General features: G+C 36.5%; 11 protein-coding genes, 1 tRNA gene, 1 other RNA gene and 1 pseudogene. 11 read left to right on the top strand and 3 right to left on the bottom strand.

The genetic code is table 11. From position 1 onward, the window contains the following. Window positions 1-97: 97 nt before the first annotated feature. The 3 genes from BJS11_RS09665 to gltC all read right to left on the bottom strand — a co-directional run bounded on the left by BJS11_RS09665 (window position 98) and on the right by gltC (window position 2,971). On the bottom strand, window positions 98-880 hold the full coding sequence (locus tag BJS11_RS09665; protein WP_069995683.1) for a YibE/F family protein: 783 nt from the start codon (window positions 878-880) through the stop codon (window positions 98-100). Next, window positions 877-1,998, bottom strand: a complete 1,122-nt coding sequence (locus tag BJS11_RS09660; RefSeq protein ID WP_069995682.1) for a YibE/F family protein — start codon at window positions 1,996-1,998, stop codon at window positions 877-879. Before BJS11_RS09660 ends, BJS11_RS09665 begins: the two co-directional genes overlap by 4 nt. Window positions 1,999-2,083: 85 nt before the next feature. Then, window positions 2,084-2,971 carry a glutamate biosynthesis transcriptional regulator GltC gene (gene gltC, locus BJS11_RS09655; RefSeq protein WP_069995681.1) on the bottom strand — a complete coding sequence of 296 codons (888 nt, stop codon included), beginning with the start codon at window positions 2,969-2,971 and terminating at the stop codon, window positions 2,084-2,086. 138 nt (window positions 2,972-3,109) lie between these two features. Between gltC and gltB the strand changes: the two are divergent. From gltB to recR, 11 genes and pseudogenes are all read left to right on the top strand, one after another. Further along, window positions 3,110-7,609: pseudogene (gene gltB, locus BJS11_RS09650) on the top strand (glutamate synthase large subunit). Window positions 7,610-7,628: 19 nt separating this feature from the next. After that, window positions 7,629-9,092: a glutamate synthase subunit beta gene (locus tag BJS11_RS09645; RefSeq protein WP_069995680.1), complete on the top strand. Its 1,464-nt coding sequence runs from the start codon at window positions 7,629-7,631 to the stop codon at window positions 9,090-9,092. A 56-nt stretch (window positions 9,093-9,148) separates the two neighbouring features. Further along, window positions 9,149-9,241, top strand: a tRNA-Ser gene (locus BJS11_RS09640). Between the two features lie 270 nt (window positions 9,242-9,511). Further along, the gene (gene treP, locus BJS11_RS09635) at window positions 9,512-10,939 is read left to right on the top strand and encodes a PTS system trehalose-specific EIIBC component (protein ID WP_069995679.1); all 1,428 of its coding nucleotides are present in this window, start codon (window positions 9,512-9,514) and stop codon (window positions 10,937-10,939) included. 72 nt (window positions 10,940-11,011) lie between these two features. Continuing rightward, on the top strand, window positions 11,012-12,646 hold the full coding sequence (treC, locus tag BJS11_RS09630; protein ID WP_069995678.1) for an alpha,alpha-phosphotrehalase: 1,635 nt from the start codon (window positions 11,012-11,014) through the stop codon (window positions 12,644-12,646). Between the two features lie 23 nt (window positions 12,647-12,669). Next, window positions 12,670-13,395: a trehalose operon repressor gene (treR, locus tag BJS11_RS09625; protein WP_069995677.1), complete on the top strand. Its 726-nt coding sequence runs from the start codon at window positions 12,670-12,672 to the stop codon at window positions 13,393-13,395. 109 nt (window positions 13,396-13,504) lie between these two features. Next, an RNA gene (gene ffs, locus BJS11_RS09620) (signal recognition particle sRNA large type) lies at window positions 13,505-13,774 on the top strand. Between the two features lie 187 nt (window positions 13,775-13,961). Then, on the top strand, window positions 13,962-14,492 hold the full coding sequence (locus tag BJS11_RS09615; RefSeq protein ID WP_069995676.1) for a GNAT family N-acetyltransferase: 531 nt from the start codon (window positions 13,962-13,964) through the stop codon (window positions 14,490-14,492). Window positions 14,493-14,551: 59 nt separating this feature from the next. Next, the gene (dnaX, locus tag BJS11_RS09610) at window positions 14,552-16,270 is read left to right on the top strand and encodes a DNA polymerase III subunit gamma/tau (RefSeq protein ID WP_069995675.1); all 1,719 of its coding nucleotides are present in this window, start codon (window positions 14,552-14,554) and stop codon (window positions 16,268-16,270) included. Window positions 16,271-16,360: 90 nt separating this feature from the next. Then, the gene (locus BJS11_RS09605; protein ID WP_002484224.1) at window positions 16,361-16,678 is read left to right on the top strand and encodes a YbaB/EbfC family nucleoid-associated protein; all 318 of its coding nucleotides are present in this window, start codon (window positions 16,361-16,363) and stop codon (window positions 16,676-16,678) included. Between the two features lie 4 nt (window positions 16,679-16,682). Continuing rightward, entirely contained in the window at window positions 16,683-17,279 is a 597-nt protein-coding gene (gene recR / locus BJS11_RS09600; RefSeq protein ID WP_069995674.1) for a recombination mediator RecR, read from the top strand. The last annotated feature ends 532 nt before the right edge of the window (window positions 17,280-17,811 follow it).

Raw genomic sequence — 17,811 nt, 5'->3', positions numbered from 1 at the left:
TGGCAGCTGATGTTTGCTTCGTTATATAAACAGGGGTTAGGAATGCCTTGCTTGTATAACGAAGTGTGTCAATTGACCTCATAAGCGTTCTTTTTAATTAATTATGAACATTTGACATGCTTTGTGTAGGTTTCTGTTTTTTGATTAAAAGCGCAGTTAACCATGCTGTAATGGGAATACTAATGGCCACTGCAATACCGCCTAATAAAATAGAGATAAATTCCTGAGCGAAAATTTTCGAATTGATGATGTGCCCGAAGGAATAATTGAGTTTGAAGAACCAAAAGAATAACGTTAATTGTCCTCCAAAATATGCGAGATAGATGGTGTTGGCAGAAGTTGCTAATATTTCACGACCTACGCGCATACCAGAGTGGAATAGTTCGCGCTGGCTTAACTTGGGATTGGCTTCGCTTAACTCATACATAGGTGAACTGATTGTTATTGCTAAATCAATAACAGCAGCAATGACAGCTAATACAATTGTAAATACCATGAATTTGATCATGTCTACACCGATATTCATGGAGAAAATGTACGTTTCATCTTGTTGCTCGGTTGTAAATCCTTGTAAATGGCCAATTGAAACTGAAAAGTATATAGCTGCAATTAATATAATTGTTGTTAAAATAGTTGCATAAAATGCGGCTTTGGTTTTGGTATTATAGCTGTTTAACACAAATAAATTACATGCTGCTATAACGATACAGAAGACCAAAGTCACTAGATAGATAGGGACACCAAATATTATGAGTATAATTGCAATAAATAAAATAATGAAGTTTAAAAATAAAGTTAAATATGAAATTAAGCCTTTTTTACCACCAAAAACCAACATTAGTATAAATAAAATGATGCCTAAGATTGTAATTGCACTCATTGTGTTGCACCTCTCAATTTAAACCATAATTGCATGAGCATGATCGTAATTGGTATTGTTAGTACAATGCCGATACCACCAGTAATTGCCCGGGAAATTTCTAAGGACCAATTCATCGAAACAGTGTAAGTAATCGTATTAGCATTTTTAAGATAAATCAATAACATTGGTAAACTGCCTGACAAATAGGAGAATAACAGAATGTTGGTCATAGTACCCATAATATCTTGTCCTATATTACGACCGGCCAATGCCCAGCGCGTCATGCTAATATCAGGCGTTCTACGTAAGATTTCTGCCATGCCACTGGCAATTGTAATGGCAACGTCCATAACTGCACCTAGCGACCCGATCATTACGGATGCGAGAAATACTTCTTTAGGTGGTAATGTTAAAAAGCTCATTGTTTCAAATTTTAGGCCTGCACCACCTGTAAATTGTATGACGAGTTGTGTTATGCCCACACAAATAAAAGTGCCAAGTAATGTACTTACAATAGTAATGAGTGTGCGCCAGCGCCAACCAGTGACAAGGACCAAAGTCAGTGCTGTCGAAATAACAATACCAATACTCATTAAACCAAATAGACTGATACTAGGTGATTGATTATGAATAAAAATAGCTAAAAGTACGACTGCGGTATTTATTACTAGCGACAGTATGGATTGTAGCCCAATCTTTTTGCCGACAAGTAGGACGGTTAATAAAAAAAGACCTGTGATTGCAACGACGAGGCTATCACGCTTCTTTTCGGTAATGTAGGCACCGTTTAAATTGTTGTCGATATGCAGTAACACTTTATTGTTTTTTGAAAATGACTCACTATCTGCCTGGGATGCTGTATATTCGTGATCGATTTTGGCAGTTTTGCCTTCAAACTTTCCATTTAATATTTTAATGTGTAGACGTTCTTTATGTTTAACATCCTTATTGTGATGTTCATCCGTGATTTGAGACGTGGATTTATTGTCGATTTGTGTGATTTGCCCAATTGGTGTGTTATAAAATTTTGCATTCATAAAGGTAAACATAAACAAACCTACGAATACGATGCAAAAAATAAAAATAATCCAATTGAAGGGCTTGTTTAATGATGATTTAGTTGATTTCAAACGCATTCAATCCTCTCTCTTTATAGACAATGCGATTATACGCCCCTTAGAAAATGAATTCAAAGATTTATAAAAATTCAAATACATCTCTTTAATGATATGTGGCATTCCTACTCAATAATTGTTCAATCATAGATTGCAAAAGTTGTATGTCATTTTTCTGATTATCCTGCCTAACGATACTGCAAATTGTACGTTTCAACTCTGTGTGTTCTAATGAGATAGCTGTCCATGTTTGTGGTCTTCTTTCTAAAAGATGATAAGAAGGTGTAATGATATAACCACGTTCTTTGTTCAATAAATATTGTGCAAGATGTGGATGGGTAATTGTGTGTATAGGCGTCTTGATGAATTGAGTTAATAATTGTTTTATATTTACCGGCAATGAATAAAGTTCATAAAGGTATTTATTGGAAAATTGTTTTAGAGGTGGATTGGTTGCCATGGTAATAGGATCATCTTTAGGAACATATATATGGAAGTTTTCTTCAAATAACGCTTTAACATAAATGTCCTTACTTTGTTTGATATTTTGAGTAAGTTCGGTAAGACCGATATCTATCTGGTCAGTCATCAGTGCGTTTAGAATTTCATCTTCTTCCATAAGCATCGGTTCGATGATAGAGCGACTCTCATTTTCAAAGGCTTGAATGAGTGAAGTGAGCACTTGAGAAACATAACTTTCAACGTACCCAATACGCAAGGTGAAATGGTTCGATTCAGATTGGTTGTGAAATAAACGGACGGTCTTGTCGAGTTGATCAATGATTTTAGTGGCTTCTGAAAATAGTTGTTTGCCATCATCAGTTAAGTATATATTACGACCTTCGCGCCTAAACAATATGGTGTGCAATTCTTTTTCTAATTGCGTAATTTGTCTGCTTATTGCGGATTGTGCAATATCTAATTCGAGCGCTGCTTCGGATAAATGCTCTCGTTTCGCGACCTCAACAAAATATTTTAGTTGTTTGATTTCCATTAAAAATCCCCTCATTTTACAATTGTTCTAATAATTAGAATGATATCATCTAATTTATATATTGAACAGATTAATTTACTACTATATAGTTTACTTACTCATTTAATATTCAGAATTTTCGTAAAAGAGGTGAAACACATGCTCGAATATGGTAAAAAAATAGGCTTATATGATAGCCGTGAAGAACATGATGCTTGTGGTATAGGGTTTTATGCCAATATGGACAATAAAAGAACGCATGACATCGTAGAAAAATCCTTAGAAATGTTACGCAGATTAGATCATCGTGGCGGTATTGGCGCAGATGGTGTTACAGGTGATGGTGCTGGGATCATGACAGAAGTACCTTACAGTTATTTTGCGCAACATGTGGATTTTGAATTGCCGGAAGAAGGCCAGTATGCGGTAGGGATGTTTTTTACAAATGAAAAAATTGCAGGATCTAAACACGAGGCGCAATTCAATAATTATTTTGAAGTAGAAGGGTTAACAGTGCTTGGTTACAGAGATGTGCCGGTAGATACACATGCGATTGCAGCACATGTAGCTGAAACAATGCCTTATATCCAACAAGTATTCGTTGCATTAAATGATGTTTCACTCATTGAACGTACGTTGTTTTTAGCACGTAAACAAATTGAATATTATGCTCAAAAACAGCAATTAGATTTATATTTTACGAGTTTATCTCATAGAACGGTTGTCTACAAAGGGTGGCTGCGCTCTGATCAAATTAAAGCTTTATATCAAGATTTAAATCATGCGGACTATGTTTCAAAATTAGGTCTTGTACATTCTCGTTTTAGTACTAATACGTTCCCAAGTTGGAAACGTGCGCACCCGAACAGATTATTAATGCACAATGGTGAGATTAATACAATTAAAGGTAATGTCAATTGGATGCGTGCCCGTCAAAATCAACTCATCGAAACGATTTTTGGAGACGATAAAGATAAAGTCAAAGAGATTGTGGATGAAGATGGAAGTGACTCGGCTATTGTAGACAACGCTTTGGAATTCTTGTCATTGGCAATGGAGCCTGAACGTGCAGCTATGTTAATGATTCCAGAACCATGGCTTTACAATAAAGCGAATGATACCAATATCCGTGCATTCTATGAATATTATAGTTATCTGATGGAGCCGTGGGATGGTCCGACGATGATTTCGTTTTGTAATGGAGATAAGATTGGTGCCTTGACAGATAGAAATGGTTTGAGGCCTGGACGTTACACGATTACGAAAGATAATTATATTGTATTTTCATCTGAAGTCGGTGTGGTTGATGTCCCGGAATCACAGGTTGCTTTTAAAGGTCAATTAAATCCAGGAAAACTATTACTCGTAGATTTTAATGAACATAAAGTAATCGAAAATAATGAATTGAAAGCGCGTATTGCAAATGAACTGCCATATGAAAGTTGGTTAAGTCAGTTTAAAGTGAATTTAGATTTAGAACACATCAAGTATCAGCCATCTAATTGGGATAATGCTACATTAACACGGTTACAGAAACAGTTTGTCTATACAAAAGAAGAAATGGATAAGTACTTAACTGAGTTAGTCGAGAACAAGAAAGATCCTATTGGTGCGATGGGGTATGATGTACCAATTGCCGTACTTAATGAAAAAGATGAAACATTATTCAATTATTTCAAACAGTTATTTGCGCAAGTTACGAATCCACCTATTGATGCATACCGTGAAAAAATTGTGACAAGCGAATTATCCTATTTAGGTGGCGAAGGAAATTTATTGCAGCCTAATGAAACGGTATTGAAGAGAATCCAATTGCAGCGTCCTGTCTTAACGGAAGCACAATTAACAGCAATTGAACAAAGTCATTTGGATGTAGCACATATAGCTACTATTTACAATGGGGATTTAGAAACGGCGCTAGAACAAATTGGGGATAAAGCAATTCAAGCTGTAAAAAATAACAAAGAAGTGCTTGTGTTAGATGATCGTGGTTTGGTTGAACGTTCAGGTTATGCTATGCCAATGTTACTGGCAGTCAGTCATATTCATCAGTTATTGATTCGAGAAGGGTTGCGCATGAAGACAAGTATCGTGGCATTATCGGGCGAAACGAGAGAAGTGCATCATGTAGCTTGTCTATTAGGATATGGCGCCAATGCCGTTGTGCCTTATTTAGCACAACGCACGATTGAACAATTGGTCAATCAACAGCGTCTAGTTGGGGATATTTCTGAAAATGTTCAAACCTATACTGACACATTGTCTGAAGGGGTCATTAAAGTTATGGCTAAGATGGGTATTTCTACCGTTCAAAGTTATCAAGGGGCACAAATTTTTGAAGCGGTAGGATTATCAGATGCGGTCATTGATAAATATTTCACTGGCACACAGACAAAGTTATCTGGTATTTCTATAGAAATGATTGATCAAGAGAATAAAGCTAGACAAACACCTAAGAGTGAATATATTGAGTCTGGCAGTACATTTCAATGGCGTCAACAAGGGCAATATCATGCTTTCAATCCGACTTCCATACATTTATTGCAACATGCATGTCGTTTAAATGATTATGAGAAATTCAAAGCATTTTCGCATGAAGTTAATCATAAACGTACAGATCATATTCGTCATTTGATGGAATTTAAGAAACAAACACCGATTGATATTAATGAGGTTGAACCAGCAAGTGAAATTGTCCAACGTTTTAATACTGGAGCAATGAGTTATGGTTCTATTTCGGAAGAAGCGCATCAAACATTAGCGGAAGCAATGAATCAAATAGGTGGTAAAAGTAATAGTGGTGAAGGTGGAGAAAATCCACAACGCTTTATAGTAGATGAAGCGGGCCATAATCGCTCGAGTGCAATCAAACAAGTAGCATCTGGTCGTTTTGGTGTAACGAGTGATTATTTACAGCATGCTAAAGAAATACAAATTAAAGTTGCGCAAGGCGCTAAACCGGGGGAAGGAGGACAATTACCGGGTACAAAGGTGTATCCATGGATTGCTGAAGTAAGGGGTTCAACACCAGGAATTGGCTTAATATCACCACCGCCGCACCATGATATTTATTCTATTTAAGATTTAGCGCAATTAATCCATGATTTAAAAAATGCCAATAAAGATGCCAATATTACGGTTAAACTCGTGTCGAAAACAGGTGTGGGTACTATAGCAGCAGGTGTTGCTAAAGCATATGCAGATAAAATTGTCATCAGTGGCTATGACGGTGGAACGGGTGCGTCACCAAAGACAAGTATTCAACATGCTGGTGTACCATGGGAAATTGGTCTAGCTGAAACGCATCAGACATTAATGATGAATGATTTGAGATCACGTGTGAAAGTAGAAACAGATGGTAAATTGCTCACTGGTAAAGATGTCGCGTATGCGTGTGCCCTAGGTGCAGAAGAATTTGGTTTTGCAACAGCGCCTTTAGTTGTTATGGGATGTATTATGATGCGTGTATGTCATAAAGATACGTGTCCAGTAGGTATTGCGACACAGAATCAAGATTTACGTGCTTTATTTAAAGGTAGAGCAGCGCATGTTGTGAATTTTATGCATTTTGTTGCTGAGGAATTAAGAGAAATATTAGCTGAACTCGGTTTGAAATCCGTAGATGAGTTGGTAGGTCGCACGGACTTGTTAAGTCGTAAAAGTAATTTAGCGAGTCGTCGCCCTAAAGCAGCGGCAATGAATGTTGAAGCATTATTGTACCAACATGAAGGTGATAGATTTAAGAAAATTGAACAAAATCATCATCTAGAACAAGGGTTTGATTTAACAGAATTATATCCAGAAGCACAAACAGCAATTGCTCAAGGCCTATCATTTAAAGGTAAATACCAATTGAAAAATGAACAGCGTGATGTCGGCGTTATTACCGGAAGTATGATTACACGTGCACACGGTTCAGCAGGACTGCCTGAGGATACAATTTTTGCAGAAACAACTGGCCATGCCGGTCAAAGTTTATCAGCGTACACACCAAGTGGGTTAACGATTCATCATACTGGAGATGCTAATGATTATGTAGGAAAAGGATTGTCAGGTGGTAAAGTCATCGTCAATGCACCGAATACCCAACGCGAAGACGAGATTATTGTGGGTAATGTGTGTTTCTATGGTGCCTCTCATGGTAAGGCTTATATCAATGGTAAAGCAGGTGAACGTTTCTGTATTCGAAATAGTGGTGTTCATGCTGTTGTTGAAGGTATTGGTGATCATGGGCTTGAATATATGACTGGTGGTAGAGTCGTCGTCCTTGGAGATGTTGGTAAAAACTTCGGACAAGGTATGAGTGGCGGTGTGAGTTACATTTTCCCATCAGATGTAGCGCAATTTAAACAGGAAAATAAATTAGCGAGTCTTGATTTTGACGAAATAACAGTAGACGCAGAACGTGATGTGTTGAAAGATATGCTAGAAGCGCATGTTCGATATACTGATAGTTTCAAAGCGAAAAAAATTCTTGAAGATTTTGAAAATGTAGCTAAAAAAGTTGTAAAAGTAATTCCAAAAGACTATAAATTAATGATGCAGAAAATAGATTTACAAAAACATCAAACGGATGTCTTAGACGAAGCATTATTGAATGCATTTAATGACAAACGTGAAGTATTGGCGCCCGAGCAACAACGAACTGCCGTATATTAATCATAAAGGGGGGATTGTCATGGGTGAATTTAAAGGATTTATGAATTATGACAAACAACAATTACATGAATTGTCTTTGGTTGAGCGTTTGAAGCATCATGATGCGTTTCAACAAAGGTTTACAAAAGATGAGGCGGCGCAACAAGGTGCACGTTGTATGGATTGTGGTACGCCTTTCTGCCAAACTGGAGAACCCTTTGGTAAAGAAACAATTGGTTGTCCAATAGGCAACTATATACCTGAGTGGAATGACTTAGTATATAGACAAGATTTTAAAACGGCGTATGAACGTTTAAGTAAAACGAATAATTTTCCAGAATTTACAGGTCGTGTATGCCCAGCGCCATGTGAGCAATCATGTGTGATGAAGATTAATCGTGAATCCGTGGCTATCAAAGGTATCGAACGAACAATTATCGATGAAGCGTATGAAAATGGCTGGGTTCAACCGACGATTCCGAAACATAGACGGGATGAATCTGTGGCGATTGTTGGTAGTGGTCCTGCAGGGTTAACGGCAGCGGATGAATTGAATAAGTTGGGTTATAATGTGACTGTATATGAACGTGCACATGAAGCGGGCGGCTTGCTAATGTATGGCATACCTAACATGAAATTAGACAAGGATGTCATTCGTCGCAGAATTGATATTATGCAACAATCTGGTATTCGTTTTGAAACTGATACTGAAGTTGGCGTAGATATTAGTAGAGAAGCACTGAATGAAGCATATGATGCCATCATTTTATGTACTGGTTCTCAAAATGCGCGTGATTTACCTTTGGAAGGTCGCATGGGATTCGGGATACATTTTGCAATGGATTATTTAACTGAACAGACACAATATTTAAATGGTGAGATTAAAGTGCCTTCGATTTCTGCAGAAGGAAAAAATGTTGTCGTTATTGGTGCAGGAGACACAGGTGCAGATTGTGTGGCAACTGCTTTACGTGAAAACTGTAAATCTATCGTTCAATTTAATAAATATACCAAACAACCTGAAGCGATTGAGTTTGATGAAAATACGTATTGGCCACTAGCTATGCCTGTATTCAAGATGGATTATGCACATAAAGAGTATGAATCTAAATTTGGTTTCGAGCCACGTGCATATGGTGTGCAAACGATGCGTTATGACGTTGATCGTGTAGGTAATGTGAAAGGCGTATACACTCAAATATTAGAAGAGACAGATGAAGGTATGGTTGTCGTTGACGGTACTGAACGTCACTGGCCAGCAGATTTAGTACTACTGTCCATTGGGTTTATTGGTACGGAAACAACGGTACCGCATGCATTTAATATTCAAACTGAGCGCAATAAAATTGTAGCGGATAATAAAGACTTCAGAACAAATCAACCACATATTTTTGCTGCGGGGGATGCAAGAAGAGGTCAAAGTCTTGTTGTTTGGGCTATTCAAGAAGGACGTGCAGTGGCGAATGCAGTAGATGAATATATTTCTGAAAAAACATTTGTGTAAAATTGTAGTTTTGATTGACTTTTATAATGGGCTATAATATGATAATTATTGTGTTTGGAGGAATACCCAAGTCCGGCTGAAGGGATCGGTCTTGAAAACCGACAGGGGCTTAACGGCTCGCGGGGGTTCGAATCCCTCTTCCTCCGCCATTATATTTAAAATACCAAGACTAATGATATAGATATAGCAAGTATTCAACGACAAGTTGAGTGCTTGCTTTTTTTATGTGTTTTTGAAACATGAGCGCCTTCAATACATTACTAGGAACAGAGAAGTAACCATTTTGAAAAACTAATAAATTTATTTTTTATGAAAGAATTAAGGAAATAAAGATGTTTATGAAAACCTTTACAAAACTTGTATAGACAAGTTATACTTTCTTTAATATTTAAAGTTTAATAATAAAGGAGTGGTTCATCATGGCTGTTAAAAAGAAAGATGTGCAAGATATCGTCGACGCAATTGGGGGCAAAGACAACTTGGACGCAGCAACGCACTGTGTGACACGTCTAAGACTTGTCTTGAAAGATGATGATAAAGTAGACAAAGACAGATTGAGCAATAACGATTTAGTTAAGGGGCAGTTTAAGGCAGATAATCAGTATCAAATTGTTATTGGGCCTGGCACGGTAGATGAAGTATACAAACAATTCATTCAAGAGACGGGCGTAAGTGAAGTGTCTAAAGATGATGCGAAAGCAGCGGCAGCGAAAAAAGGTAATCCGATACAAAGATTAATTAAATTATTGGGAGATATTTTTATACCGATTTTACCTGCAATTGTAACTGCAGGTTTACTAATGGGTATTAATAATGTACTTACAATGAAGGATTTGTTTGGTGCGAAGCCACTTGTTGAACAGTTTCCACAATTAGGAGATATTTCGAATATCATTAATGTTATTGCGAGTACGGCGTTTATCTTCTTGCCAGCATTGATAGGTTGGAGTAGTATGCGTGTGTTTGGTGGGAGTCAAATACTCGGTTTGGTCTTAGGGTTGATTTTAATGAACCCGCAACTTGTATCGCAATATGATATAGCCAAAGGTAATATACCAACGTGGGATATCTTTGGTCTAGAAATCAAACAATTGAATTACCAAGGACAAGTATTGCCGATTTTACTTGCTTCCTATGTATTAGCTCAGATTGAGAAATTCTTAAATAAATATGTGCACGATTCGATTAAAATGTTGGTTGTTGGTCCAGTCGCATTATTAGTCACTGGTTTCTTAGCATTTATCGTTATTGGTCCAGTCGCGTTATGGCTTGGAACTGGTATTACCAATGGCATCACATTTGTCTTTGAACATGCTGGCTGGTTAGGTGGCGCTATTTATGGTTTGTTCTACGCACCATTAGTTATTACAGGTTTACATCACATGTTCTTAGCCGTCGACTTCCAACTAATGGGTAGTAGTTTAGGTTATACATATTTATGGCCGATTCTTGCAATCTCTAATATTTGCCAAGGCTCCGCGGCATTAGGTGCTTGGTTCGTATACAGACAACGTAAAATGGGTAAAGAACAAGGTTTAGCAGTAACTTCAAGTATATCTGGTTTCTTAGGTGTTACAGAACCAGCATTATTCGGGGTGAATTTACCATTAAAATACCCATTTATAGCGGCGATATCAACTTCGTGTGTCTTAGGTGCCGTACTTGGTGCTACTGGTGTATTAGGTAGCGTAGGTGTCGGTGGTCTTCCAGCATTTATTTCGATAAAAAGTGAGTATTGGGGCATATATTTAGTTGTAACAGCTATAGCAGCTATAGTACCTGCAATTTTAACTGTATTCCTTTCAAGATTTAGTAAAGAAAAAGCTAAAGAAATGGTTAAAGAATAGTAATACAATTGAACTCGCTAATATTACTTAGCGGGTTTTTAATAATAGTAAAAATAAAGGTGGTCATTCAATATGCAACAAAATGATTGGAGAAAGTCTGTTGTTTATCAAATTTATCCTAAATCATTTAATGATACGACAGGGAATGGTGAAGGTGACTTGCAAGGTATTATAGAAAAATTAGCCTACTTGCAATATCTCGGTGTGGACTATATTTGGTTAACGCCAGTGTATGAGTCGCCGATGAATGATAATGGTTATGATATTAGTAATTATTTTAAAGTGAATCCGCAATTTGGAACGATTGAAGATTTAAAAACATTAGTGGCTGAAGCACATAAAAGAAATTTGAAAATTATGATGGATATCGTCATCAACCATACATCAACAGAACACGAATGGTTTAAACAAGCATATGCAGATAAAAATAGTCTGTATCGAGATTATTATTTCTTTAGACGATCTGCAGATTCAGAACCGCCTACGAATTGGGAATCGAAATTTGGAGGTAATGCTTGGAAGTATGATGAAAAGACGGATGAATATTATTTGCATTTATTCGATGTGACACAAGCGGATTTAAACTGGGATAATCCAGAAGTCAGACGCGTATTATATGATGTGATTAATCATTGGATTGATTTTGGTATAGACGGTTTCCGTTTTGATGTTATCAACCTTATTTCAAAAGGTGAATTTAAAAATTCTGAGAAGATTGGAAAGGAATTTTACACGGATGGGCCACGCGTGCATGATTATTTGCATGAAATGAATCAGCATACATTCGGTGATAAGGACTTAATGACCGTTGGCGAAATGTCATCAACTACAATAGAGCACTGTATCAAATATACGGCACCTGAACGTCAAGAATTGAGTAGTGTCTTTAATTTCCATCATCTCAAAGTCGACTATGTAGACGGTGAAAAGTGGTCAAATGCTAAATTAGATTTTCATAAATTAAAAGATATTTTAATGGAATGGCAACTTGGTATTTATGAAGGTGGTGGATGGAATGCAATATTTTGGTGCAACCATGATCAACCACGAGTCGTTACACGTTTTGGTGATGATACGACGGAACCACTACGTAAACAAAGTGCTAAGATGCTAGCAACAGTGTTGCACATGTTGCAAGGTACACCATATATTTATCAAGGTGAAGAAATTGGTATGACAGATCCAGGGTTTGATGATATTAGTCAATATCGTGATGTTGAGTCGTTAAATGCATATGACAAATTGAAATCATCAGGATATGATGAGCAAGAAATTTTGACTATTCTTGGACAAAAATCTCGTGATAATTCCAGAACGCCTGTTCAGTGGACATCTGGTGAGAATGCTGGCTTTACTTCGGGTGAACCGTGGATTGATATCCCTAATAATTTTGATAAAATAAATGTTGAAGCAGCCATGGAAGATGAACAATCTATACTACAAACATATAGACATTTAATTCAATTACGTCATGAACATGACATTGTTACGTATGGTAGCATCGAGCCTCTGTTTATGGATCACAAAGAATTATTTATTTATAAACGTCATCATAATGGAGAAACTTGGTTGGTCATCGCAAACTTTTCGAAAGAAGGTGTAGTAATACCAGAAAGTTTAGATGTAGACGGTGAAGTCATCATTCAAAATGGTGAAGTTGTGAATGGTGTTATAGATGGTTTTGGAAGTATCGTAGTGGCACAATAATTTATAAAAGGCAGTGAGCGCACATGACACAAAAAAAGTTTATTACGATATATGAAGCATTACGAACAGACATCATTGAATCGCGAATATCGTATGGTGCGCAATTGCCCTCGGAATATGAGTTGGTGGAATCATATAATGCTTCGCGGGAAACAGTACGTAAAGCGTTGAATTTGTTAGTTAGAGATGGCATGATTCAGAAAATTAGAGGAAAAGGTTCAATTGTGATTTATCAAGGTCTAACAGAATTTCCTTTTGCAGATTTAACAAGCTTTAGAGAAGTGCAACAAGGATTAGGATTACAACATGAGACGGAAGTGAAAGTGTTGGAACGCTTGAATGCGAGTGATGTACCACATGTAAAAGTAGCCTTGGATCTAAAAGCACAAACGCAACTATGCCATATTGTTCGCACAAGAAAAATTAATGATAGAGTGAAAATTATAGATGAAGATTACTTAATAGAAGATATCATTCCAAATGTTACGATGGAAATTGCCACTCAGTCCTTGTATCAGTACATTGAAGACGAGTTGGACATGGAGATTAGTTATTCTAATAAATCTATCACGTTTGAAGCGTTCAGTGATCGAGAATATGAAATTTTTGGAGATATCGTACCACCTTATACTGCAACTGTGCGTGGTATCGTACATTTAAAAGATACAACAAAGTTTCAATACAATATTTCGAAACATTTAGCTACAGAATTTAAATTCAATGATTTTTCTAGACGACATAAATTATAATACGCTGCTATGAATATTGACTATCATGTGAATGGACATAAACACGTAATTGGTGAAGTAGAATGTTATGCTTGCATTCTAAAGTGAGATTATAGTATGATATATCTTGCCGTGCTAGGTGGGGAGGTAGCGGTTCCCTGTACTCGAAATCCGCTTTATGCGAGACTTAACTCCTTTGCTGAGGGTGCGTTTTTGTGAAGTCTGCCCAAAGCACGTAGTGTTTGAAGATTTCGGTCCTATGCAATATGAACCCATGAACCATGTCAGGTCCTGACGGAAGCAGCATTAAGTGGATTATCATATGTGCCGTAGGGTCGCCGAGATTTAGCTGTCGACTTTGGTAACGTTTGTGATACGCATTCGATGCGAAGGTGCACGGTTTTTATTTTATAATTAATGAACGACCATATATGAAGAGTGACTTATCTTTTGATAGCAGTCACTCTTTTTTTGTATTAAACTATAGTCAACACTTAGATGGAATATTGATAGTTGATGTATTATTTTTACGAATAGATAACTGAACTTAAAAATTCTTTACCTATAACATTAAGGGGGGCGTAGCTATGCAAATATATCTAAGTACTTTGACTGAAAATGATTACGACAAAAGTTTGGAAGCTATAGAAACAGCGTTTGCTGAAGTGAAAGAATCCAATCATGACGAGCAAGAGTTAGTTGTAAAGTTAAGAAAAGCTCCAGAATATAATTATGAGTTAGAAGTTGTCGCTAAAAATGATGATGGAGATGTTGTTGGGCATATTATGCTAACAGAAATTAAAATTGTGAATGATACAGATGAATATACGGCTCTAGCATTGGCGCCATTATCAGTATTGCCGAACTATAGAAATAAGGGATTAGGTAAAGCCTTAATACAAGCTGTAGAAGAACGGGCAAAAGCTCAAGACTATACAACGATTATTGTTTTAGGTGATCCGAAATATTATGGGAAATTCGGCTATGAAGAAGCCGAGGATTATAATATTGACTGCCCGTTTGATGTGCCATCTAAATATTTTATGGTTAAATTCTTATGGGATCAACTCCTTGAGCAACCACACGGCAAAGTGATTTATTCGGATGCTTTTAATTGATATTCAAAAAGGAAAGTACAGTGATATAATGGTCACTGAATGCAATGGGAGGTGCGAAGGTGAATTATCAAGCTTTATATAGAATGTTCCGACCTCAGAGCTTTGAAGATGTTGTGGGTCAAGAACATGTAACAAAAACGTTACGTAATGCAATTTCTAAAGAAAAACAATCTCACGCATATATATTTAGTGGTCCTAGAGGTACAGGTAAGACAAGTATTGCAAAAGTATTTGCGAAGGCGATTAATTGCCTCGAACGTTCAGATGGGGAGCCATGTAATGAATGTGCGATATGTAAAGGTATTACACGAGGGACGAATTCTGATGTCATTGAAATTGATGCCGCTAGTAATAATGGTGTTGATGAAATTAGAAATATTAGAGATAAAGTAAAATACGCACCTAGCGAATCAAAATTTAAGGTCTATATTATAGATGAGGTACATATGCTAACGACAGGGGCTTTTAATGCTTTATTAAAAACATTAGAAGAACCTCCGGCACACGCAATATTTATCTTAGCAACAACAGAACCGCATAAAATACCTCCTACAATTATTTCAAGAGCGCAAAGGTTTGATTTTAAGGCGATTAGCCAAGATGAAATCGTTGAAAGATTGAAATTTGTGGCTGATTCTCAAGAAATTGAATATGATACTGCTGCGCTAACATTTATTGCGAAAGCATCTGAAGGTGGTATGCGTGACGCGTTAAGTATCATGGACCAAGCAATTGCTTTTGGTGATGATCATTTAACATTAGAAGATGCTTTGAATGTCACTGGGAGTGTAGATGCAAAAGCATTGAATAAATTGTTTGAAGAAGTTGTTGAAGGCAACGTGAAAAGTGCATTTTCAACATATCATCAGTTTATTTCACAAGGTAAAGAAGTGAATCGACTGATTAATGACATGATTTATTTTGTTAGAGATACGATTATGAACAAAACTTCAAATATAGAATCGGAATTCGATGCATTGATGCATTTTGAACTAGATGTTCTATATAAAATGATAGATATTATTAATGATACACTCGTTTCAATTAGATTTAGTGTGAATCAAAGTGTGCATTTTGAAGTGTTATTAGTGAAATTGGCTGAAATGATCAAAGAGAAGCCGGAAAGTGTTCAAACGGTAGCTACAACTGGAGTTGCAGCGGAACCGAATAATGACGTCTTGTTACAAAGAATGGAACAATTGGAGAGTGAACTCAAATCCCTTAAGGCCAACGGTGTAACTACAGCAACACCGGTGACGCAACAAACCAAACGGCCATCGAATAAAGGTGGACAATCGAAGAATGCCTTTTCTATGCAACAAATTGCCAAAGTTTTAGATAAAGCCAATAAAGATGATATCAAACAATTGAAGGACCATTGGCAAGAAGTTGTAGACCATGCTAAAAGTAATGATATGAAATCATTAGTAAGCTTATTGCAGAATTCTGAGCCTGTAGCTGCCAGTGAAACACATGTATTGATTAAATTAGAAGAGGAAATACATTGCGAGATTGTTAATAAAGACGATGAAAAAAGAGAAAACATTGAAAATGTAGTCTGTAATATTATAAATAAAACTGTAAAGGTTGTCGGTGTGCCTGCAGATCAGTGGATGCGTGTAAGGTCAGAATACCTTCAAAACAGAAAAAACACATCATCAGATGAAGCGAGCAATGATGCAACAGTTAATGATGAGTCCCCTGCAGAAGTGGACATGGTTCAAAAGGCTAAAGACTTATTTGGCGAGAGTACTGTTAATGTAATAGATGATGAGTGATACATGACAATGAATAAAAAGGCATGTATAATGAAACCAAAGAAGCATCAATAATTAATTGAATGAGAAGTTTTAAGGAGGATATATATTATGCGCGGTGGCGGAAATATGCAACAAATGATGAAACAAATGCAAAAAATGCAAAAGAAAATGGGCGAAGAGCAAGAAAAACTTAAAGAAGAAAAAGTACAAGGTACGGCTGGTGGCGGTATGGTCACTGTAACTGTTTCAGGACATAAAGAAGTGTTAGATGTAGAAATTAAAGAAGAAGCGGTAGACCCTGACGACATCGAAATGTTACAAGACTTAGTGATTGCAGCTACTAATGAAGCGATGAATAAAGCTGACGAACTTACACAAGAACGTTTAGGTAAGCATACGCAAGGCTTAAACATTCCTGGAATGTGATTTTATGCATTATCCAGAACCAATCTCAAAACTTATCGACAGTTTCATGAAACTGCCAGGCATTGGGCCGAAGACAGCCCAACGTCTGGCGTTTCATGTATTAGATATGAAAGAAGACGATGTTGTACAATTTGCTAAGGCCTTAGTAGATGTTAAACGTGAACTTACCTATTGTAGCGAATGTGGTCATATCACGGAGCAAGATCCGTGCTATATATGCCAAGATAAACAAAGAGATAGATCTATTATTTGTGTCGTTGAAGATGATAAAGATGTAATCGCAATGGAAAAAATGCGTGAATACAAAGGACTGTATCATGTTCTACATGGTTCTATATCTCCCATGGATGGTATTGGACCAGAAGATATCAATATCCCAAGTCTAATTAGTAGATTAAAAGATGAAGGCATAAAAGAATTGATACTTGCGATGAATCCCAACTTAGAAGGAGAGTCAACGGCGATGTATATTTCTAGATTAGTGAAGCCTATTGGAATTACAGTAACCAGATTAGCACAAGGGCTTTCTGTTGGTGGAGATTTAGAGTATGCAGATGAAGTGACGTTATCCAAAGCGATTATGGGTAGAACCGAAATGTAGCGTAAAGTAACAAGGTATATATGTTGTGATTAAGCTTCCTAATTATAGGGAGCTTTTTTTGTAAATAAAGTTAAAAGAATGAAAAAATTTTAAAGTATGGTTTTGGAGTTAAAAAATCTATTGTCCAGAATAATTAGGGTTAAAAATCGCCTTAAACACGTATTTTGTAAACTGATATACTTATAAAGTATGATTTATAGTGAAGAAGTCGCAGTAACTAGATATAGAAGTGTAAATTTTACCGTTGTTAAAAGGCCAGTAAGCGTGTATAGTATTTACTTGTCGGACGAAACAAATCGACAAACAACAAATAGAAATACAAAACACACTAAAAAAGAATTTTAAAAAACGCTTGACTTTGAAAGCTAAAGCGAGTAAAATTAATTCTTGTGATTGAAGAAATGAACATTGAAAACTGAATTGCAATATGTCAACGTTAATTCCGAACGCAACATTAAATTGTTGGTTCAAAACAAGTGTTAGAGATAACACAAATTAGTATTTTATGAGCTAATCAAACATCATAATTCAT

Origin of the sequence: Staphylococcus caeli (assembly GCF_900097965.1) — a bacterium.
GTDB lineage: Bacteria > Bacillota > Bacilli > Staphylococcales > Staphylococcaceae > Staphylococcus > Staphylococcus caeli.
Note: the sequence above shows the minus strand (reverse complement) of the source record. Positions and strands in the feature narration are given on the sequence as shown.